The following is a 20,012-nucleotide window of genomic DNA, read 5'->3' on the forward strand; positions in this document are numbered from 1 at the left end:
ATGCCTGTTTTTCAATTAAAGCAACTTTTCAAAAGCATCTTCGTACTTAGGAATATCGCCGGCACCCATGAACACGATGACAGAATTCTTATTCTTAGTTAAGTCAGCAATATTATCTAAGTCAATCACTTCTGAACCTGGGATATTCTTAACCAAGTCTTCACTTGAAATATCACCATTAGCTTCACGGGCTGAAGCATAAATTGGAGTTACGTAAGCCTTATCTACACCGCGTAAAATTTCTTCGAAGTCCTTTTGGTACTTCTTAGTTCTTGAGAAAGTGTGTGGCTGGAAGACGACAACCAACTTCTTGTCTGGGAACTTTTGACGGGCAGCTTGGATAGTTGCACGCATTTCAGTTGGGTGGTGAGCATAGTCATCAATAACTGCAATGTCGCCAAAGTCTTTTTCACTAAATCTACGCTTAGCACCCTTAAAGGTAAGAAGACCATCACGGATATCATCCATTGGTACCTTTTCAGTGTAAGCAACCGCAATAACAGCAGTTGAGTTCAAGATACTGTGGTCACCAAATAAGTGAATTTCAAATTCGCCAAGATCCTTGCCATGAGCTAAAACGTGGAACTTAGAACCAGTAGTTGACTTCTTAATATCAGTAGCTTGGAAGTCATCAGTATCGTTAAAGCCGTAAGTGTACTTAGGAATATCAGTCTTAATGCTTTGAAGACGCTTGTCATCGCCCCATACGAACAATGCCTTCTTAGTTTGATCAGCTGCTGATTGGAATGCGCTGGTGTAATCGTCTTGATCCTTGAAGTAGTCTGGGTGGTCAAAGTCGATGTTAGTCATAATTTGGTAATCTGGGTGATATGCCAAGAAGTGACGACGGTATTCATCAGCTTCGTAAACGAAGAAGCGTGAGTCTGGAACACCCTTACCACGACCGTCACCAATTAAGTAAGTAGTTGGTGCAACTTCACCTAAAACGTGTGACAAAAGACTAGTGGTTGAAGTCTTGCCGTGAGTACCTGAAATACCGATTGAAGTATGCATTTGCACGATTTCTTCAACAGTATCTGGGTAGCTTTGCCACTTAACGCCTTTATCAAGACATGCCTTAACTTCTGGGTTATCTTCCTTGAAGGCGTTACCCTTAACGATTACTTGTTCATCGTTACTCTTGATGTTGCTTGGGTCAAAGTCCTTAACTTCAATACCAGCTTTTTCAAGTGGAACTTGAGTGAAGGTGTACTTTTCAATATCACTACCGGCAACGTTGTAGCCTAAGTCGTGAAGAAGTAGTGCTAAGGAAGCCATACCGGTTCCTTTAATACCAATAAACCAAATTTGTTTGTTTTTATCTAACATATTTAACTCTCCATAATGTTAAAAATACTCGTCTTTTATTCTAACATTATTTCATTTTTCCGTAGCAAAATCAGAGAACTTTAGAAGTACTTTTTTAGCCCCGCTGCTTGGGATTAAGTAATATCTTGTCTTTTGGTTACCTTTCCAACCTTCTGCTGGATAATAGCCTGGCTTGTGTGCCCACTTTTGATATACGCTAACCATTGGATATGGCTTGTCACTATTGTAGGCTTGACGCATTAAGTTCAAAACTTGTTGTGCTTCTAGTGGCGTTAAGTTGTTGATGTCTTTTACTTTTACTTTAGCACCCTTCAAGTTTTTCTTAGCAAAATTAACTTGCCATAAAGCTTCGTTAACTGTAGCCTTAGTTGCATTTTTATCATTTGCGACAGTTTTCGCATTTTCTACTGCTTGATCATACAAGCTACGGTTTACCCAAGTATCTAGACGATACTTATCTGAAGCCTTAACTGTGCTTTCATCAGAAATTGAATTGGTAAGTGAAGTCTTTTCACTAGCAGTTGCTAATGCGCTATCGGCTTTAGCTTCAGCTTCTGTGTTGCTAATCTTGAGCTTGCGACCGCTAAGCGCTACATCACTAGCTTTGACATAAAGATTGCTGTAGGCAGTATTTTGACGATCGTCTTCTGCACCTGATTTGTAAACCAATGAGTTTTGAACATGGTAGTACAATTCAGCTTTGTTTTCCTTGGCATCCCACAAATAAAGCTTTTGGTTAACTGCCATTTCATCACCGTCAAATTTAGTATCAACCTTTTCACCGTTGACATTGTAGAAAGCAGTTTGACCTATCTTGAAGTCAGCTACGCTATAGCGCATGTTGTACACATCTTCGCCGCTAAGATATTGTTTAGCCAAAGTTGGACCTCTATCACCACTCCAAACATAAGGAACGTCTGGACTGCTTTCTTCATATAAGCCAGTGTCAATATAAACTGGATTCTTACCGTCCTTTACACGATAGTAAGAAGCAGTATAGTCTCCCATACCGGTTTGAACCACCATATCGGCTGTTACAGTTTGTCCTTTCTTGTACAGCTTATTGATTTGTTGGAAGTCTTGATTGTAAGCAAGTGTATCGGCAACAATCTTAACCTTGATAGGACATTTGGTATAAAGAGCATTACCATTAATGGCATTTACGTTGTTAGCCTTGATGTACTGATTCTTACCAATTCTGAAGTAATAGTTGCCCTTAATCTTGTAGCTTTTAAGTGAACGAACAGTATGGTTCTTGTTATTAGCCACATAGAAATATTGGCCATCTTTGTCCTGAACTTTACCAGCATATGGTACTAATCGACCTGCTTTAATTACTTGTCTTTGACGTTGACCGCGAGAATTATAAACGGAACTATTTTGAGAAACGAATAAAACTCCCTTGCCATTTAATTTAGCAATTTGGTCACTTTGAATATAGATGTTCTTGCCAATGTTGTAGTAAGTATAAGGCTTACGGTAGTATTCCTCACCGTTTGGAGACTTAATCTTAGTGTTATATGGCAAGTAAGCACGCTTGCCACGGTAGGTCTTCAGTCTCTTACCATTTTTATCGTAGACATATGAATTTCTAGTAAGTACATATGTATCGCCCTTCATTACATACGCATTATTTTGTTTGACATATCCACCATTGCCGATATAGTAATAAGGTTCTTGGTTAATAAGACGTGGTGTTGTGGCACTAGCATAAACCACTTTGTCACCCTTAGTTAAAGTAGGTTGACCATAGAATTTATAATTCTTAATCTTGATACTCTTATTTGCATGGATAAATTCGCCCTTTTGTCTAATATAAGGCGTTGCAGTTTTATCGTAGCCTTTATGTAAAGTAATGCTTTGTGCATTAACTGTTTGAGAAGTTATTAAACCTAAAGAAACTGCTGCTAAAACAGCCGCTGCACTAGATAAAATTTTATTATTGAGTTTCATTTTCTCCACTCCCTTGTGGCTTTGTTTCAATAACTTTTACAGTTTCATTATACCTTGATTAGTTATTTCAAGATGGAATTTGATTTACGGCAAAAAAAGCGTTGAGATTTTTTCTCAACGCTTCTTTTATCTATATTGACCTATTACAATATCTTCTATTTAACTTTATTTAGCTACAGCAACTGCTGCTTCTTCTTTAGCTTCCTTGGACAATCCAGCAAGGTCACCTAACAATGTAAAATCAATTTGAGTTGCTAGATCTGGCTTTTTACGTAAGAAATCAATTTCAGATGGTTTAACATTTTCGGTCGGATTATCTTTATCAATTAACTCTTGTGAGATTTCACTGTCAGTTAAATTCTTATCTTCTAATACGCTTTCTGCTTCTTTGACTTCTTTTTCATATTTCTTTGTCATAAAAAACGCCTTCTTCAACTCTTATTGTAGTTGCTTTTACAAAAAGGTTTAGCAAAACGTACTTTTTTTAAAACGTATCAAAAAAAGCATCAGACTACTATTTAGCAGCCTAATGCCTTTTCAAATTATAAAGTGATTTCACCACTAGCGATCAATTCGTCACACTTAGTTGGTTCAAATTCTGCACCAACTTCAAAGTTGTCAGGAACAACCATGATACCGCGCTTTTGAGGTGCGTGTGGCAAGCCAAGTTCTCTAGCTGAACAAATCATACCGTATGAATCAACGCCACGTAATTCACCTGGCCAAATTTGTTGACCGTTTGGCATCAAAGTACCTGGAAGTGCAACAACAACCTTTTGACCTTGAGCAATGTTAGGAGCACCACAAACGATTTGGTGTTCTTCACCGTTACCAACTTCAACAGTAGTTACGTGAAGGTGGTCTGAGTCAGGGTGCTTTTCACAAGTCTTAACATAGCCGTAAACAAGAGTTGGCTTGCCGTATGCTAACTTGTCGTCAAAGCCTGCTTCAGCAAGCTTCTTGTTAAGAGCTTCAAGTTCATCATCTGAAAGCTTAACTGGACCATTTGGCAATTTGTCAAAGTCAATCAACTTATCAACGTTGAAGAAGTTATAACCAATAGTCTTACCTTCATCGTTGGTTACGCGAGTAACGTCTTCTTTTTCTTCGAATGAGCTGCGTCCTTCATCATGACCCAAGATAACGATCAAAGTGTTAGGATAAGCTTCTTTATTAGTACTAGTAATCATGCTTTTTAAATCTCCTCTTTTAGTCAAGTGATCGCAAAAATTTTTCTACTTCATCTTTAGTTTTACGGTCCTTATTTACTAGTCTACCAATTTCTTTGCCATCTTGGTAGACAACAAATGAAGGAATTCCCATAATCATTAATTTTTTTGCGACGTCAATTGAGTCGTCGCGGTCAATTTTGTAAAATTTAGCTTCTGAAAAATCCTTTTCAATTTCTGGCAAAAATGGATCAAGGAAGCGGCAGTCTGGGCACCATGCTGCTGAAAATTCCAAAACAACGCGACCAGACTTAGTAATTTCTTGTAACTTGTCTTCAGTTAATGCTTTAATTTCTTCCATTTTTTATGCCTCTATTCTTTCTTACTTTTTACAAGTATTATACAAAAATGCTGGCTTTTTGCAAACTACTTGGTTTCAAAATGAGCATGCAATGCATAAATCGGATTGCCCTTTGCCACAAATTTATGCTCATATTCAGTTTCAATGTTCTTTTCAACGATTTCTGGCTTTTCATGGTGTAAATCAACACTCACAAAATCGAAGAACATTCCGTAATTATTCATACTTTGCACAGAATAAGCGAACAAGCCTGAATTATCAGTTTTAAATTCGATATGACCGTCTTTAGTCAAGACTTGTTGATACTTAACTAAAAAGCTCTTATAAGTCAATCTACGCTTCTCGTGACGGGTCTTTGGCCATGGATCACTGAAGTTTAAGTAAATGACATTCGTGCTATTTTCAGGGAAGAAGCAGTTAATATCAGCCGCATCCCCACGCAAAATTTGCAAGTTATCCAAGCCCTTTTCAAGCTTAGTTCGCAAGATAATACCAGCTGCAGTAGTTTGCAATTCTAAAGCAACGTAGTTTTTGTCGGGATGCATTTCAGCCAAGGTAGTAATAAAGTGACCCTTACCTGATCCTACTTCAATTTCAATTGGATGATCATTGCCAAAACGTTCAGCCCAATCAATCTTCTTATCAGGATCTGGGTTTTGCAACACACTTTCAGGATGATCATTAACAAGCTTTACAGCCCAAGGTTTATTTCTTAATCTCATTTCTCTATTCCCTATCTAATTCCAAAATTCTTTTGATTCATTTTTCTAACGCGATTTGGCAAGTAAGTGGCAACTACCAATGCGGTAAACACGAGTAAAATACCAATTGCTTCAAATAAGTTTACATTAATTGGCAATAACAATAACCAGAAAATACTGATTAACACCCATTGAATCAGCAAGCCTAAAGTTAATACTTTGACCAAGTCCTTGCCACGATCTTGACGTTCAATTGGGTAAACACGATACATAAAGTTACGGTCGAATTCGGTTGCCATTGGCAATAATTGGTAAACAGTCAAGAAGATCACCAAGCATGATAAGCCAAGCGCCCAGCGCCAATCTTGCACTAACCATGAAATCAAAATTGCGAAGACGGTCATTCTAACCAGCAAGTTCAAATACTCTGGATTTCTAAGTAGTGATCTTCTGTATAAGAACAAGTTAGGATTTTCTTTAGCAATTGACTTAGGCAAAAGGAAGTCCAAGTACTTTCTTCGCTTGATGCTTACTTGCTTTTCTTCGACATCGGTAAACATGCTGAAGACTGAATAAACACGGTCTTTTCTAGCCTTTTCGCTTTCTACAGCATAGTGCCAGTCAAAGAGCAGCTTTTTATTCATCTTATCGCCAAACGATGGCTTAAAGCTAGGCGCAAATAAGATAGTTCCAACTACACCTAAAGCCAAACCTACCATTGGATAATAAGCGGAAAGAATTGCAATAAGCAAGGCAACTAAACTAACTAGTCCAAAACTTAGCTTTTTGCCAAAGTATAGATTACTTTTTTCAATCTCTAGTTCCGTATCTTTGATAAAGAGCATAGCGAGCACCAACAAGATATAGCTCCAAACACTAATGCCTGCTTTAACTGTAGCGAATGGGAAGACAATACCTGCAAGCAAGATTTCTAAAATGAATGGTAAAACCAAGCTATATCTGTGCATAGGCTTCAAATATTCATTCATCTGCTCATCTTGCGTGAACAGAAACTGCATATCTGCTTCTTTAATCAAAGTAACGAATCGTCCCGTTAAAAGAGGCAGCCATAAGATGAATCCTGTCAGTGGCTTATAAAACCACAAATTAGTTGGCATAGTTTTCATTGCTTCGGCATACCAGAACATCAATGCACCAACTAAAAAGATCAAAGCCAAAATAAAGAAGTCATTGAAAACAAGCGTTAAATACTTAACCGATTGCTTGAGATTTTCATTCAATCTCTTTTTAGCTAACTCACGCATTGCCATGATCCTCTCTATTCAAAGCCAAGTACAACTTGTCAAATGGATCATCAGGCTTTAAGCCGTAGTGTTCACGAATGTCTTGTAAACTACCGATAACTTCAATCGTACCGTTGTTTAAAACAGCATAATTTGAAATGGCTTGTTGTGCATCGGCTAAAACGTGAGTAGTCATGAGCACCATTTTGCCGTTAGCAATTGCCTTTTTAATTAAATCAATTAAGTTAGCAACGGCTAAAGGATCAAGTCCTGTAAATGGCTCATCGATCACGAGCAAACTTGTATCTGCTAAAAAAGCAGAAACGATCATTACCTTTTGGCGCATCCCTTTTGAAAAGTGGATTGGCAACCATTCCAGCTTGTCATCAAGTCTAAACATCTTAAGCAGTTCATGTGCTCTTTCCCAAGCCTTCTTTTCATCCAATTTGTAGCTAAGCATGGTCAATTCCAAATGCTCTTTTAATGTCAATTCTGGATACAAAATTGGTGTTTCAGGAATATAAGCCACTTCACGCTTAAACTTCGTTGGTTGTTGCGTCAAAACTACGTCGTTTAAAGTGATCTTACCTTTTTGCGGTCTAAGCAAACCTAAAATATGCTTAATTGTGGTTGATTTACCGGCCCCATTTAAACCAATTAAGCCCAGAGCTTCACCTGGTTTAATTTCTAAATTTATATCTTTAATAACCGGGACACCTGTGTAGCCTCCAGTTAAATGTTCAATTTTTAATGTCATTTTTCCTATCTTTCTTTACTGAATTTCTACATATAGTATGATAGCATGAACTTAATAAGAAACTAAAGTTCAAACACAAGAGGTATATATTATGGAAAAATTAGTAGATGATTGTTTATTCTGTAAAATTATTCGCGGTGAAATTCCTAGTTACACCGTTTTTGAAAACGACGACGTTAAGGCTTTCTTGGATATCTCACAAGTAAACCCAGGTCATACTTTAATGGTGCCAAAGAAGCATATCGTTAACTTGTTTGACTACACCAAAGAAGATGCACAACAATACTTGCAATACATTCCTGAAATTGCCAATGCAATCAAGAAGGCCTTTCCTAACGTTACAGGTATGAACATCACCACTAACAACGGTAAGTCTGCTAACCAAGTAGTTATGCATTCACACATTCACTTTATCCCTCGTTTTGAAGGCGATGGTTTGAAGCTCATGACTCGCAACAACGCTGACAAATACGACGAAGCAAAATACAACGAAGTTGCTGATAAGATTAAAGCCCAATTTTAAGGAGTAAACAAATGAAACGCTTTTTATTAGGAACAGTTTTTGGCGCTGCTTTTGGCTTTGTTTTTTCATGCATGAAGGACAGCGATGGCAATCGTCCTGGCAAACCATTGAAAGTTGAATTCGATGCCTTAAAACACGAAAGCAATCGTTTTGCTACTGCATTGCAAAATGTCAAGCAAGCTAGTCGTGAATTAAGCGAACAATTGCCTGCAGCACAACGCACTATTAGCGATATCAGTGATGATGTTGAAAAATATTCTAGACATATTCAACCTACAGTTGATCGCATGAAGCAAAAAGGTGAAGAAGTTAACCAAGATTTGAACTCATTTACTGGTTCAGACGATCAAAACGACGAAAAGGCCTAAGAAAATTTAAAGAAATTTTGATTTTTCTATGAATATTCGCTATTTAAAAACGATTTGGTCATTTTTATGGTATATTAGTTGACAGTTACTTATTTAAGGATGTGGAGATTTAATTATATGAAGAGTTATATGAAAAAAATTGCTGCAGTCGTAGCTGTAGCTGGTGTTGCATTATCAACTGCTGCTTGTTCTAACGGTGGTAGTAATTCTACTGTTGCTTCCTACAAGGGTGGTAAGATTACTCAACAACAATATTACGATGAAATGAAGAAGTCACAAGCTGGTAAATCAACTTTGGCTAACATGATTATCAACCGTGCTTTGGAACAACAATACGGCAAGTACGTTTCATCAAAGAAAGTTGACAAGCAATACAACAACTACAAGAAGCAATACGGCTCACAATTTAGTGCTGTTTTACAACAAAACGGTATGACTGCTTCAAGCTTCAAGGAAAACTTAAAGACTAACCTTCTTTCTGAACAAGCATTAAAGCACATTAAGAAGATTTCTAAGAAGCAAGAACAACAAGCTTGGAAGAGCTACCAACCTAAGGTAACTGTACAACACATTTTGGTTGCTAAGAAGTCAACTGCTCAAAGCATCATCAAACAATTGAAAGATGGCAAGAGCTTCAAGAGCTTAGCTAAGAAGTACTCACTTGATACTGCTACTAAGAACAAGGCTGGTAAGCTTCCTGCATTTGACTCAACTGACAATACTCTTGACTCATCATTCAAGACAGCTGCATTTAAGCTTAAGACTGGTGAAGTAACTTCAACTCCAGTTAAGTCACAATCTGGTTACCACGTAATTAAGATGATCAGCCACCCAGCTAAGGGTAAGTTTGCTGATCACAAGAAGGCTATCGATGACGAAATTTACGCATCAATGGCTCAAGACCAAGCAACTATGAAGGACGTTATCTCAACTGTTTTGAAGCGTGCTGATGTTTCAATCAAGGATAGCGACTTGAAGGACGTATTAGCATCATACGTTTCAACTACTAGTGCTACTAAGTAATAAAAATATTTAGTTAGTAAATATTAGCAAAAAAACAAGAGGTTAGCTTTTTGAAGTTAACCTCTTATTTTTGTCTATTCTTATTCCAAATGCTTGGCATGATCTAAAGCTGGATCATATTTTGGACGATAATATCTTCTGCCATCTTGACTAAGCAGTGGCTCAGTAAACGTTCCTTTACCAGTATGCTGCAAAGCATTCGTGACTGCATAAACCATGGCATCCATATCATCGATGCGGTGCAAAATTTCTGCTTCCAGAAGAGCTGGCAACTTAGGTGAACCATATTCCAAGCGGCCATGGTGGGACAAAACCATGTGTCTAAGTAAAAGCAAGTCCTCTGATTCAAGGTCAATCTTAAGGTCTTGGGCAGCTAGCATAATTTGTTCATCGATAAGTACCAAGTGACCAACTAAATTACCTTCGGTAGTGTATTGCGTTGCAGCTGGGCCTGTTAGTTCAAGCACTTTGCCCATATCGTGCAAGATGCATCCAGCATAAAGCAGTGAACGGTTGATCTGTTCATAATTATCAGCTAAACCCTTCGCATCCTTAAGCATCGACAAAGTATGAAAAGCAAGTCCACCGCGCACTGCATGGTGGTTACTCTTTCCTGCAGGATAATCAAAGAAGCGTCTACCCCACTTTTTTAACAAATATTGAACAATCGTCTTCCAAGTTTTATTTTGAATCTGATCAACAAATTGATTAATTTCGACATGCATATCATTAATCGGTTCTGGAGCTGACTTAACGAATTGATCTAACTCATAGCCTTCTTGTGGTCCAACCACCCTTAAACTATAAATGCGAATTTGAGGACGGCCTTGGTATTCTTCTCTTTTACCGTTCAATTCTACAATCGTACCTGTACTAAAGGTAGCCGCATCTTGATTGGTTGCATCCCAAAAGTTGCCCCGAATCTCGCCTGATCCATCGCCGAATTGCATTGCTAAAAAAAGCTTATTCTTTTTATTTCTTCGCAATTGCGATTTTTTAATCAAAACGACAATATCCATTTCTTCGCCATCATTATAATCTAAGAGTCGTTTAAGCATTTTCAGTTCCTTTCGTAAAAGTTAAAGGCTGGATTCCTAATTTATCGACTAGGTTTTCTTGCGCTGTAAAAATCAGCACTTGATTATTTTCACTAATCTTCTTCAACAACTGTTCAATATATTTAATTCGGTTGTCATCAAAGTTAACAAACGAATCATCGATTAAGATTGGCAAGTTGATTTCATCTTTAATTTGTTCGACAAAGGCTAACTTTAAAGCAAAGTAGAGTTGTTCAGCCGTACCGCGAGACAAGTACTTAACATCACGCTTTTTACCATCTTTTCTGATGACCGTTAATTTCTTGCCGAGTTCAAGATCAACGTAACGTCCACCTGTAAGCAAAGCCAAATATTCTTTAGCTGCTTTGAGCATCTTTGGAAAACGTTCATTTGAAGCTAAATCAAGTGAGCGACCAATCCATTTAGCTGCAAGCAAGTTAGCCAAATATTCCTTACTACTGCTTTCAAAATTAGTTTCGGTATTGGCCAAATCCTGTCTCGCTTCAAATACTGCAGTTGAATCAGCCAAATTATTCAACTTAACCTGTACTTGTGCGTTTTGTTGTTGTAAATCGCTGACTTCATTATTAGCTGCAGCTATTTGATCATTCAATTCATGCAATTGCTGCTCTAATTCAGCTGGATTAGTCTTTGTCAATTGAGTTAAATCATCGTTTAAGCTCTTCTTAAGTGCTTCAACCTGCATCCTAATTTTGGCTTGCTCTAATGAATCTTTGTACACAGCATCATAATCGGCCATATTTTTGACATTAGCTTGAGCAAACAAAGTTTGAAGTTGCAAACCCAATTCTTTCAAATCTTGCTGGTCTTGCTTTAAAGCAGACGAAATCGTCATTCTTCGTTGACCAATTTCTTGACTGTGGTCAATCTTTTCTTCCAGTTCATCAATTCCACTTAAAACGGAGCTAAAATCATCCTCAATTGGCTTTTTCAGCGTATTTTGCACATTTGCGGCTAATTGGGCGACTTCTTGATTAATCTGGCTCAGTTGTTCATTATTTGCCTTCTCAGCGTTTTCTTTTAAGTGATACTGGTTGGCATTAGCCACCAGATTATTAATATCCAAATTATCAGGATTCAAGCCATATTGTTGCCCAAATCTCTGGCGCTTTTGTGCGACCAGTTTTTGCTTTTCCAAAATAGCGGCATTTTGTTTATTGGCGTTATTGCCTTTAACGTAGCCTGCACCAAGAAAGATTAGGCCGGTAATTAAGGCGATCACGCCAACTGTTCCCATCATAACCAGTAAGATCAAACCAAGGACTGCTAGGACAGCACCAATCACATACCAGAGTTTATCATTGGAATTAGGAGCAGCTTCAACTCGATTTTCTTGTCTAGGCAAAGCTAAATAATCTGCTTGCAGCTGTTTGATTTGCTCTGGCGTCAAGTCTAGTACTTGCTTGGTATCAGGAGATAAAGCAAGAATTTGTTCTTTTTCTTGTTTGAGTTCATCAGCTTTTTGCAAACATGATTTGTATTCTGCTTGCCATTGAAGTAGTTGCGGCTTTTGTTGGACAAGCTTTTTGCTAGCTGACAAATCAGCCTGATTATTATCATTCAGATCAGCTAATTGCTCTTTCAAAGACTTAATCGTCTTTTGCAAATTGCGACCTTGCGCCATGATATCTTGCGCTTTTTGATAATTTTCACTATCAAACTGCGTATCCTTAACTTGCTTTTGCAAATCTAGCAAAGTTTGGTAATTGCCTAATTCTTTTTGCAGGTCACGCAACTCTTGCGCCCTTTTTTGCAGCTTTTCTAAAGCTTGTTGCTTACTCTTTAACTCGTCACTTTTAGCAGTTAAATCACGATCAAGTTCTTCATAATCACCAAACTCTGCTTGTGTTTGAGCCAGATTGTCACGATCGTCTTCCATTTGCTTAAGCAGACGATTTACTTCTGGCTTTTTACCCGTCTTCTTAAACAACTTGCCAGCTTCTTTTTCAAAGCCATCACGCATTTCAAGCAATTTACCACTATTGGCTGCACCCAAGTAATAAATACGTTCAAGCAAGTCTTCTTGACTCAAGCTGCTTACCTGACCCAGCATTTCTTGATTAAAGATAAAGCTGTCGGCATAAAACGAACCATCGATTTTTTGAATTTGATCGAAAAAGAGACTCTCGGGCACTACTTGCCCATCTTTTTTAACGGTTAAAATACCACGCTTAGTCTTATCGCCTTTGGCATACAAGCGCTCTAATTCATATTCGCCATCGTCCGCTTCAAAGACAAGACTGCCACCCATCGGACTCACATGAGCTAACGGCGTATAATCTTCAAAAAACGGAGACGAATTACTGCGCAAATGAAAGCCAAACATGATCTGCTTAATAAAAGCTACCGTCGTACTCTTTCCCGCCTCATTAGCACCAAAGAAGACGTTTATTTCTTTGCTAGGTAAATCAAAAGACTTGTCAGAAAACTGGCCAAAATTGATCATTTTAATTTGTTTCAGTCTCATCTTTAATTCCTTTCAATTTACTCATTAGCTTTACTTCGGTTAATTGCTTAACAGCCTCAATAAATTTAGGATCTTCTGCTAGTGCAGCTGCTTCTGGATCTTTTTTCTTCCAGTCGTTTACGATTTGATTGAACTCATCTACATCAAAAATTTCCGCCTTGGCTTTTTCAAAGGCCTTTTGATCATTCTCATTTAATTCCAAACTGGTATTGGTTTCATAACGAACGTCAACTAGCTGAGAAGCAAATGGCAAATTTTGCGAGATTGTCTGCCAAAAATCAGTATCTGCAGTCAGTTCTCGCTCTTCTTCAGTCAAATATTGTGCACCCTTGATGGTTAAACTAAAGTAAGTCTTTTGCTTAATTTGATTAAGGACTTCAATGATTTTTGTCTGCAAACCAGCTTTATCGATTTCACCTTCCAAATTGATTTCGACAGCTTGCCAAATAATTGGACTAGTTTGTTTAAACTCAATGCTTGTCTTCTTAGTTTGTTCATCGATCTCGCCAAGATAGCAACCTTTAGTGCCCATTTCGTTGATGTGACGCCCCTGAATGTTACCTGGATAAACAATCCATGGATTTTCTGACAAGTTATTGCGTGCGTGAATATGGCCTAAGGCAAAATAATCGTAATTAAGGTTCTGCACTTCACTAGTAGTAAATGGTGCATAAACATTATTAGTTTGTGCTTTTTCTTGTGCGTGCATTAATCCAAAAGTATAATTTTGTCCCTTTGCAGGAAAATCAGGTATCATGTCACGCGTAATATGGTTATTCAAATATGAAAAGCCGATTACATCGTAAGTAAAACCAGCTTTTGTCGCAAAAGTGGCTTTCTCCACTTTTTCACCATTACCCAATAATTTGAAATAAGGTGTTTCAGTAACTAGTAGATCTGCTTTTTTCATGTGGTCGTGGTTACCGAAAATCATCACCACTTGAATTTTTTGATCAGTCAGCCTTTTTATCTGTTCGGCAAAAAATAGCTGTGCTCTTGGAGATGGCGTGTTGCTATCAAAAGTATCTCCAGCGATTAAGACTAAATCAACATTTTGTTTTAAAGCCAAATCAACAATTCTCGTTAATGATTGATCGGCCGCTTGATATATTTGGTTAAATTCCTTAGATGGCAAAAAAGATAGCCCACGAAATGGACTATCTAAATGCGCATCCGCAAAGTGAATAAATTTCATCGCGAGTTCTAGTTTCTAAGGTCTTCATAAAGATCATTAATTGGCTTTGAGTAAGTCTTTTGGATGTCGTTAAGCAAGTCGTATAAAGCTTGTTCTGACTTAAGCATGTTAACGATCAAATCGTTCTTTTGTACTTGGTCGTTCAAGTCCTTGTAAGCTTGTTGATCTTCAGCAGCAAGAGGTTGACCAGCTTGTTGAGCACGCAAAATCTTAGCTTGAAGTTCATCCATCTTCTTGAACATAGCTGAGCTTTCGTCGTTTTCTTCTACATCCTTAATAGCCTTTTGTAAAGCCTTGTATTGATCAGTTTGTGTCAAATCTTCTGCTAATTTGTTAGCTGAATCGTAAACGTTAACCATCATGGTCCTCCTAAATTTTATTGGCCAAATAAGCCTTTCACACTATTATACCATTCATTAATCTTCTGTCCTGCAGAACCTATACCATCTTGAATTTTTTGCCCTAATCCGCCGGTCCAATCAAAGTTTGAACCATTATCTTTCACAATCTGGTTAGGTGCTTTTTCGGTAAATTGAGTCTGAGCGGTATACGGTAGAATGCCTTCCATTTCGGCTTTATATAGTCTAGTAATTCCTGTTTCGGAAATTCCTTGCATATAATGCTGTCTACTGGTTCGGTCAAAACCAACCCAAGTTGCGACAACGATGTCAGGAGTATAACCAACAATCCACTGGTCCTTAGTACCAAAACCATATGAGTTAGGCACTTCAGTTGAACCAGTTTTACCAGCAACACGGTAGCCACTTGGTTGAGCAGATTGACCTGTACCGTTAGTAAATACGCCCAGCATCATCGTAGTCATTTCTTTTGCCGTATTTTCAGAAATAATACGGTGTGTGCCCGGATTGCCATTTTCTGCTAAAACATTACCACTGGCATCTGTAATTCTAGTAATAAAGTAAGAATTGTTAGGCAAATTACCCTTATTGGCAAAGGCAGAATATGCGTGGGCCATTTGTAATGGTGATACACCAGATGAAAGACCACCAAGGGCTAAAGCAAGATTGCGATCGCTCTTTGGCACCTTAATACCAAAGTTTTCAACAGATTGAACACCCTTGTTAACCCCAATCTTATCAAGCAGCCATACAGCAGGAACATTCTTACTTTGAGCTAAGGCTTGGTACATTGGAATCTTATCAGAGTAGCCATTATCAACGTTGTGTGGCTCATAACCGTTCTTACCAAATTTCTGCAGTTTGTTGGAAAGCTCTGAATCATAATGATAACCATTTTGAAGAGCTGGTGCGTAAACAGCAAGCGGCTTGATCGATGAACCAGGCTGACGCTTCATTTGCGTTGCACGGTTGTAGCCACGGAAGACGTGTTGTCCACGTCCCCCAACAACTGCACGTACGGCACCAGTATTAGGATCCATTGCCACACTGGCACCTTGGGCTTCGGTACCATCTGAACCATTTTGTGGGAAAAGCCAGCTTTGTTCAAAGGTATCTTGCATCTTGCTTTGGTAATTTTGGTTAAGGGTAGTGTAAATCTTGAGGCCCTTATTCATTACTTGCTCTTCTGTTAAGCCGTACTTACTAATTGCTTCATCTACAACAGCATCAAAGAAGTATGGGTAACGGTAGCCATCCTTATTCTTAAAGGTATTCTTTAAAGTTAAGCCTTCTTTTGAATAAGCTTTGGCTTGAGCTAAAGTAATTTTGCCATTATCAGCCATTAAGCTCAAAACCAAATTACGACGTGACAGTGCATTAGCCATATGGTCTACAGGGTTGTAGAAACTAGGATTCCGCAGCATCCCTGCCAAAGTGGCAGCTTCACTGACAGTTACATCACTAGCATTTTTACCAAAATATCTACGACTAGCATCTTGCACGCCCCAGACACCGTTACCAAAATAGGCGTTATTCAAGTACATCGTCAAAATGTCTTTTTTGGAATAAACATGGTTGATCTCAATTGCAAAGAACAATTCTTCTAATTTTCGTGAAAAGGTCTGCTGCTGAGTAAGTAGTGAATTCTTAGCCAGCTGCTGCGTTAATGTGGAACCACCACCGGTAACTTGACCATGGTGAATAACCAAACTAATGGCGGCACGAACCATACCTTTAACACTAAAACCAGGGTTCGTCCAAAAAGTACGGTCTTCTGTTGAAATGACCGCATTTTGAATATTTGGCGAAATTTTATCATATTCTACAAACGAACCCTTTTGCGAATATAAGGAACCTGCTTTTTTGCCCTTATAATCGTAAATAGTTGTTGTAGTTGAAAGTGACGCCTTTAAATTCGAGATGTTCGAAGTTTTAACTTTAATTGTATAATATGTACAAGTTAAAAGTATTAAAGTGAGTAGGATTAAAATAATCCAGCGTCCGATAAAGAAGCGACTATCAAATCGATGCCATGCATCCTTAAAGCCACTTCTTTTTGGTTGGTCATTATTCATTAAATACATTGCTCCTTTTTAGAAACAAGAAAATTGTATCATAATTACTAAAACACACGTTTAGAATTGAAGCAGACTTAGGAAATATTTATGGTTTATAATTTTACACTTTTTTATCCAAAAAATCTTGATCCATTACCAGTTAACGAGGTCCTGCGTAAATTACTTATCCCTAGAAAATGGCGCCATTATTTAAGAATCGAGCAAAATGTAACCATTAATGGTAAATACCGCTACTTCAATGAATTGGTTAAGCCAGGTGACAAAATTGATATCGTGCTTGATCAAATTGATTCAATGCAGCAAACTTACCCTGCAAGTAGACGAATGCCTGACGTTATCTACGAAGACGATAATTTATTGATCATTAATAAAAAGAAGGGGCAGAAAACTCACCCTAACTTAAATGAAACTGATACAGCATTGAATGATTGTGCTACTTATTTAGCTAGCAGTCCGTACATCGTACATCGACTCGATATGCTTACAGGCGGTCTGCTTTTGGTGGCTAAAAATCCGGCAGTTGTTCCTATTTTGAATCGAGAACTCACTAATAAAACTTTTCATCGTGAATATTTGGCTAAAGTTATTCATGCGGATAAATTAAAGAAAAACGGTACTATTGATCTTCCTATTGGTCAGGATCCTGATGATCAAAGAAAAAGAATGGCTCGCAGCGATGGTCTAAGGGCTGTAACCCACTATGAATTACTTAAAAAATATGATAACAATACTGCCCTAGTTAAATTAACGCTTGAAACAGGAAGAACTCACCAGATTCGAGTTCATTTGTCAGCAATCGGTTGTCCGATCGTTGGTGATCCTTTATACAATCCAGATTTTGCTAGAGAAAATCTAGCTCTTGATGCTTACGAAATTTCATTGATTAAGCCGTTTTCTTTTGAAAAATTACAGGTTAAATTGCCTGCTGAAAAGATTGAGCTGTAAAAAAGAGATTGCAAGTGCAATCTCCTTTTCTTTTACTGTTCTTATTTATCGATATTATTTTATTTTTGATAATACAAAACATCAGGATCAAATGACTTTGTATCCTTAACGCCAGTGTACATCATCATTTCTGCCAATTGCTCATTCATTTGCTTGAGCTTATCTTCTACTGCCTTAGTACCGTTTTGAAGAAGTTCTGACAAAATTCCGCGACCAATCAATACAGCATCAGCACCCATGGCTAAAGCTTTATATGCATCATAACCTGTCATCAAAGAACCATCAACATAAATTTCCATGCCACTACCAACAAGTGCTTTTTTAATTTCAGGCAAAACTGCTAGAGGTGGAACACCAAAAGGTACGCGACCATGGTGGTGTGAAACTACAATTGCCTTGCATCCCGCTTGACGGGTCTTCAAAGCATCGGTCACAGACAACACGCCTTTAGCAATAAACGGTAGCTTGGTACTCTCTGCATAATGCTTTAAATCAGCCATTGTAATTGAACCTAAAGGGATACCGTCAACAACGTCATATTTGCCGTTTTTTCCGGCAATATGGTCGATGTCGATACCTACGGCAACGGCACCATGATCTTCCGCAAATTTAATTTCATCTAAAATCTTGTGATGATCAGCAAAAGGCTTGATAATGCGAATTGTGTCCCCGCCTTGACTGACAATTTCACCATATTCTTCGTTGGTTTCCATACCAATCCAGTTAAGCAAATCCATGTTGCGAGCGGCCATTGCTTTTTCTTGCATTGGCTTTCTCGTTTTATCACTTAACACTTTATTCAAGTGCGAAACTGCAGCCGGCATTAATGGGGATGCATATTTTCTACCCAAAATTGTTGTAGTCAAATCCGGTTCAACAGAATCGATTACACGCATTTCCACCAAGATATTGTCTAAGAAGACACGGTTATGGACATTAGCATCGTCGGCTTTACCACTGGTTACTGGGATCATACCCTTTGGACCAGGCCATGGACTAGTGGCTTCTTCTTTTTTAGGTTCTTCATGTTCTAACATTGAAGAACCCGAACTAGCATCAATAGTTTCGGAAGCGCCAGTTACTACATCATTTTTATTTTCTTCGCTCATTCTTTACGCCTTTTCTAAAAAATTCCTTACTAATTATTCTACTAGAAAAAACAAAAAAGTAAGAAAGATCTGTTTTTGAGCAAAATATTTGAAATTTTTAAAATAATCATATCTATTTTCTCAATATAGTGTATAATTCAATCTTGTGTGTATTTTTCACTTATTTTTTTTAGAGGAGTAAAAAGTATCTATTATGGAACATACTTGGATGATAAAGTATTTGGCCGAATTTTTCGGTACGATTATTTTAGTAGTTTTAGGTAACGGTTCAGTTGCCAACTCAGTATTGCGTGATACTGGAGGTAATAGCCGCGATGGACAAGCCAATGGTGGGTGGCTTTTAATCGCATTTGGCTTTGGTTTTGGTGTCATGCTTCCTGCGATGTTATTCGGTTCAATTTCAGGTAACCACTTGAATCCGGCCGTAACCCTTGCACAAGCATGTGCAGGTGCATTCCCTTGGGATCAAGTTCTACCATATATCTTGGTTCAAATGCTTGGTGCAATCGTAGGCCAACTTATATTAGTGGCTGTTTACTGGCCATACATTAAGAGAACTGCTAGTGATGACGCTGTTTTTGCCAGCTTTGCGACTGGTGATACTGCCAACAGTAAGTTAAACGGTTTTATCACTGAATTTGTTGGTACAGCAATTCTTTTGTTTGTAGCCGTTGGTTTATACCGTGGCATGTTCTTCAAGCAATCAGAAGATATTGCCAACCTCGGTGTTGGTTTCTTAATCACCGCATTGGTTATGGCTGTTGGTGGTCCTACCGGTCCTGCATTAAACCCTGCAAGAGACTTAGGTCCACGTATCGTTTATGCACTTTGCCCATTGCCTCATAAGGGTTCTGCTCACTGGGACTACGGTTGGGTACCAGTAGTTGCTCCAATTGCTGGTGGTATCTGCGGTGCATTGTTATACAAGATTGCATTTGGATTATAGAAAAACAAAAGATCGATGATCACCGTTTTTTAACGAAGATCATCGATCTTTTTATTTAGCTTCTTTAGTCGCTTTAGCCTGTTCTTGTTGATACAACTATCTCTTACTTTTGACAACAGTTCTGAGTTTGCGGATATGACAAAAATTAAGAATTGCCAGATCTACTTTGCTCATCCGTATTCTCCTTGGGAAAGAGGCACAAATGAAAACTGCAACGGTCTTTTGCGTCAATTCTTCCCTAAGGGTAAAAGCATGAAAGACAAGATAGCTACTTATGTTCAACAAGCAACTAATGCCATTAACCACAAGCATCGCCGAATCCTCCAATATCACACGGCAGAAGAACTCTTCAAGCAATATATCTCTTCATAACCTAACTGTTGCACTTAAATTGACAATTCAGGCA

General features: G+C 38.2%; 19 protein-coding genes and 1 pseudogene. 6 read left to right on the forward strand and 14 right to left on the reverse strand.

Translation table 11 applies throughout. The features are described 5' to 3' along the window. Window positions 1-15: 15 nt before the first annotated feature. The 8 genes from murC to WS44_RS03425 all read right to left on the reverse strand — a co-directional run bounded on the left by murC (window position 16) and on the right by WS44_RS03425 (window position 7,514). Complete coding sequence (gene murC / locus WS44_RS03390; protein WP_022087258.1) at window positions 16-1,329, reverse strand: UDP-N-acetylmuramate--L-alanine ligase; 1,314 nt, start codon at window positions 1,327-1,329, stop codon at window positions 16-18. A gap of 51 nt (window positions 1,330-1,380) precedes the next feature. After that, on the reverse strand, window positions 1,381-3,282 hold the full coding sequence (locus WS44_RS03395) for an SLAP domain-containing protein (RefSeq protein ID WP_046433115.1): 1,902 nt from the start codon (window positions 3,280-3,282) through the stop codon (window positions 1,381-1,383). A 165-nt stretch (window positions 3,283-3,447) separates the two neighbouring features. Then, window positions 3,448-3,699, reverse strand: a complete 252-nt coding sequence (locus WS44_RS03400; RefSeq protein WP_046433119.1) for a hypothetical protein — start codon at window positions 3,697-3,699, stop codon at window positions 3,448-3,450. 125 nt (window positions 3,700-3,824) lie between these two features. Next, window positions 3,825-4,472 carry a YtpR family tRNA-binding protein gene (gene ytpR / locus WS44_RS03405; protein WP_013438461.1) on the reverse strand — a complete coding sequence of 216 codons (648 nt, stop codon included), beginning with the start codon at window positions 4,470-4,472 and terminating at the stop codon, window positions 3,825-3,827. A gap of 19 nt (window positions 4,473-4,491) precedes the next feature. After that, on the reverse strand, window positions 4,492-4,812 hold the full coding sequence (locus WS44_RS03410; protein WP_013438462.1) for a thioredoxin family protein: 321 nt from the start codon (window positions 4,810-4,812) through the stop codon (window positions 4,492-4,494). Between the two features lie 65 nt (window positions 4,813-4,877). Continuing rightward, window positions 4,878-5,534, reverse strand: coding sequence for a tRNA (guanosine(46)-N7)-methyltransferase TrmB (trmB, locus tag WS44_RS03415; protein WP_046433122.1), 657 nt, complete (start codon window positions 5,532-5,534; stop codon window positions 4,878-4,880). An 11-nt stretch (window positions 5,535-5,545) separates the two neighbouring features. After that, a complete protein-coding gene (locus tag WS44_RS03420; RefSeq protein ID WP_046433124.1) occupies window positions 5,546-6,778 on the reverse strand; it encodes an ABC transporter permease in 1,233 nt (410 codons plus the stop codon). After that, a complete protein-coding gene (locus WS44_RS03425; protein ID WP_014566095.1) occupies window positions 6,771-7,514 on the reverse strand; it encodes an ABC transporter ATP-binding protein in 744 nt (247 codons plus the stop codon). Before WS44_RS03425 ends, WS44_RS03420 begins: the two co-directional genes overlap by 8 nt. A gap of 91 nt (window positions 7,515-7,605) precedes the next feature. On the opposite strand from WS44_RS03425, the gene WS44_RS03430 reads away from it, so the two are divergent. The 3 genes from WS44_RS03430 (at window position 7,606) to WS44_RS03440 (ending at window position 9,428) form a co-directional block, all read left to right on the forward strand. Continuing rightward, window positions 7,606-8,037, forward strand: coding sequence for an HIT family protein (locus tag WS44_RS03430; protein WP_013438466.1), 432 nt, complete (start codon window positions 7,606-7,608; stop codon window positions 8,035-8,037). Window positions 8,038-8,048: 11 nt separating this feature from the next. Next, entirely contained in the window at window positions 8,049-8,405 is a 357-nt protein-coding gene (locus WS44_RS03435; protein WP_046433127.1) for a hypothetical protein, read from the forward strand. Window positions 8,406-8,522: 117 nt separating this feature from the next. Beyond that, window positions 8,523-9,428 carry a peptidylprolyl isomerase PrsA gene (locus tag WS44_RS03440; protein ID WP_013438468.1) on the forward strand — a complete coding sequence of 302 codons (906 nt, stop codon included), beginning with the start codon at window positions 8,523-8,525 and terminating at the stop codon, window positions 9,426-9,428. An 80-nt stretch (window positions 9,429-9,508) separates the two neighbouring features. Here WS44_RS03440 and WS44_RS03445 read toward each other — a convergent pair whose 3' ends face one another. The 5 genes from WS44_RS03445 to WS44_RS03465 are packed head-to-tail and all read right to left on the reverse strand — an operon-like array spanning window position 9,509 to window position 16,603. Next, window positions 9,509-10,486, reverse strand: a complete 978-nt coding sequence (locus WS44_RS03445) for an HD domain-containing protein (protein ID WP_046433129.1) — start codon at window positions 10,484-10,486, stop codon at window positions 9,509-9,511. Next, window positions 10,479-12,974 carry an AAA family ATPase gene (locus WS44_RS03450; RefSeq protein ID WP_046433131.1) on the reverse strand — a complete coding sequence of 832 codons (2,496 nt, stop codon included), beginning with the start codon at window positions 12,972-12,974 and terminating at the stop codon, window positions 10,479-10,481. The genes WS44_RS03445 and WS44_RS03450 overlap by 8 nt, the downstream gene beginning before the upstream one ends. Beyond that, window positions 12,955-14,169 carry a DNA repair exonuclease gene (locus WS44_RS03455; protein WP_046433133.1) on the reverse strand — a complete coding sequence of 405 codons (1,215 nt, stop codon included), beginning with the start codon at window positions 14,167-14,169 and terminating at the stop codon, window positions 12,955-12,957. The genes WS44_RS03450 and WS44_RS03455 overlap by 20 nt, the downstream gene beginning before the upstream one ends. An 8-nt stretch (window positions 14,170-14,177) precedes the next feature. Continuing rightward, entirely contained in the window at window positions 14,178-14,528 is a 351-nt protein-coding gene (locus tag WS44_RS03460; RefSeq protein WP_013438472.1) for a YlbF family regulator, read from the reverse strand. 17 nt (window positions 14,529-14,545) lie between these two features. Beyond that, on the reverse strand, window positions 14,546-16,603 hold the full coding sequence (locus tag WS44_RS03465; protein WP_046433136.1) for a PBP1A family penicillin-binding protein: 2,058 nt from the start codon (window positions 16,601-16,603) through the stop codon (window positions 14,546-14,548). A gap of 90 nt (window positions 16,604-16,693) precedes the next feature. Between WS44_RS03465 and WS44_RS03470 the strand changes: the two genes are divergently transcribed. Next, a complete protein-coding gene (locus WS44_RS03470) occupies window positions 16,694-17,551 on the forward strand; it encodes an RluA family pseudouridine synthase (protein ID WP_046433138.1) in 858 nt (285 codons plus the stop codon). Window positions 17,552-17,610: 59 nt separating this feature from the next. Here WS44_RS03470 and WS44_RS03475 read toward each other — a convergent pair whose 3' ends face one another. Beyond that, on the reverse strand, window positions 17,611-18,660 hold the full coding sequence (locus WS44_RS03475; RefSeq protein WP_046433141.1) for an alpha-hydroxy-acid oxidizing protein: 1,050 nt from the start codon (window positions 18,658-18,660) through the stop codon (window positions 17,611-17,613). Between the two features lie 193 nt (window positions 18,661-18,853). On the opposite strand from WS44_RS03475, the gene WS44_RS03480 reads away from it, so the two are divergent. Further along, complete coding sequence (locus WS44_RS03480; RefSeq protein WP_013438476.1) at window positions 18,854-19,606, forward strand: MIP/aquaporin family protein; 753 nt, start codon at window positions 18,854-18,856, stop codon at window positions 19,604-19,606. A 99-nt stretch (window positions 19,607-19,705) separates the two neighbouring features. Beyond that, window positions 19,706-19,978 (forward strand): annotated as a pseudogene (locus WS44_RS03485) (IS30 family transposase); the annotation flags it as partial. Between the last annotated feature and the right edge of the window lie 34 nt (window positions 19,979-20,012).

The organism is Lactobacillus sp. N54.MGS-719 (assembly GCF_000980505.1).
In the GTDB taxonomy this organism is placed as follows: domain Bacteria; phylum Bacillota; class Bacilli; order Lactobacillales; family Lactobacillaceae; genus Lactobacillus; species Lactobacillus amylovorus.

What these genes read in the sequence shown, in the direction of transcription:
- ytpR (WP_013438461.1), bottom strand. Translation starts at nt 4,472, where the DNA reads ATGATTACTAGTACTAATAAAGAAGCTTATCCTAACACTTTGATCGTT.
- WS44_RS03395 (WP_046433115.1), bottom strand. Translation starts at nt 3,282, where the DNA reads ATGAAACTCAATAATAAAATTTTATCTAGTGCAGCGGCTGTTTTAGCA.
- WS44_RS03420 (WP_046433124.1), bottom strand. Translation starts at nt 6,778, where the DNA reads ATGCGTGAGTTAGCTAAAAAGAGATTGAATGAAAATCTCAAGCAATCG.
- WS44_RS03475 (WP_046433141.1), bottom strand. Translation starts at nt 18,660, where the DNA reads ATGAGCGAAGAAAATAAAAATGATGTAGTAACTGGCGCTTCCGAAACT.
- WS44_RS03450 (WP_046433131.1), bottom strand. Translation starts at nt 12,974, where the DNA reads ATGAGACTGAAACAAATTAAAATGATCAATTTTGGCCAGTTTTCTGAC.
- WS44_RS03480 (WP_013438476.1), top strand. Translation starts at nt 18,854, where the DNA reads ATGGAACATACTTGGATGATAAAGTATTTGGCCGAATTTTTCGGTACG.
- WS44_RS03410 (WP_013438462.1), bottom strand. Translation starts at nt 4,812, where the DNA reads ATGGAAGAAATTAAAGCATTAACTGAAGACAAGTTACAAGAAATTACT.
- WS44_RS03440 (WP_013438468.1), top strand. Translation starts at nt 8,523, where the DNA reads ATGAAGAGTTATATGAAAAAAATTGCTGCAGTCGTAGCTGTAGCTGGT.
- trmB (WP_046433122.1), bottom strand. Translation starts at nt 5,534, where the DNA reads ATGAGATTAAGAAATAAACCTTGGGCTGTAAAGCTTGTTAATGATCAT.
- WS44_RS03445 (WP_046433129.1), bottom strand. Translation starts at nt 10,486, where the DNA reads ATGCTTAAACGACTCTTAGATTATAATGATGGCGAAGAAATGGATATT.
- WS44_RS03470 (WP_046433138.1), top strand. Translation starts at nt 16,694, where the DNA reads ATGGTTTATAATTTTACACTTTTTTATCCAAAAAATCTTGATCCATTA.
- WS44_RS03455 (WP_046433133.1), bottom strand. Translation starts at nt 14,169, where the DNA reads ATGAAATTTATTCACTTTGCGGATGCGCATTTAGATAGTCCATTTCGT.
- WS44_RS03400 (WP_046433119.1), bottom strand. Translation starts at nt 3,699, where the DNA reads ATGACAAAGAAATATGAAAAAGAAGTCAAAGAAGCAGAAAGCGTATTA.
- WS44_RS03425 (WP_014566095.1), bottom strand. Translation starts at nt 7,514, where the DNA reads ATGACATTAAAAATTGAACATTTAACTGGAGGCTACACAGGTGTCCCG.
- WS44_RS03430 (WP_013438466.1), top strand. Translation starts at nt 7,606, where the DNA reads ATGGAAAAATTAGTAGATGATTGTTTATTCTGTAAAATTATTCGCGGT.
- WS44_RS03465 (WP_046433136.1), bottom strand. Translation starts at nt 16,603, where the DNA reads ATGAATAATGACCAACCAAAAAGAAGTGGCTTTAAGGATGCATGGCAT.
- murC (WP_022087258.1), bottom strand. Translation starts at nt 1,329, where the DNA reads ATGTTAGATAAAAACAAACAAATTTGGTTTATTGGTATTAAAGGAACC.
- WS44_RS03460 (WP_013438472.1), bottom strand. Translation starts at nt 14,528, where the DNA reads ATGGTTAACGTTTACGATTCAGCTAACAAATTAGCAGAAGATTTGACA.
- WS44_RS03435 (WP_046433127.1), top strand. Translation starts at nt 8,049, where the DNA reads ATGAAACGCTTTTTATTAGGAACAGTTTTTGGCGCTGCTTTTGGCTTT.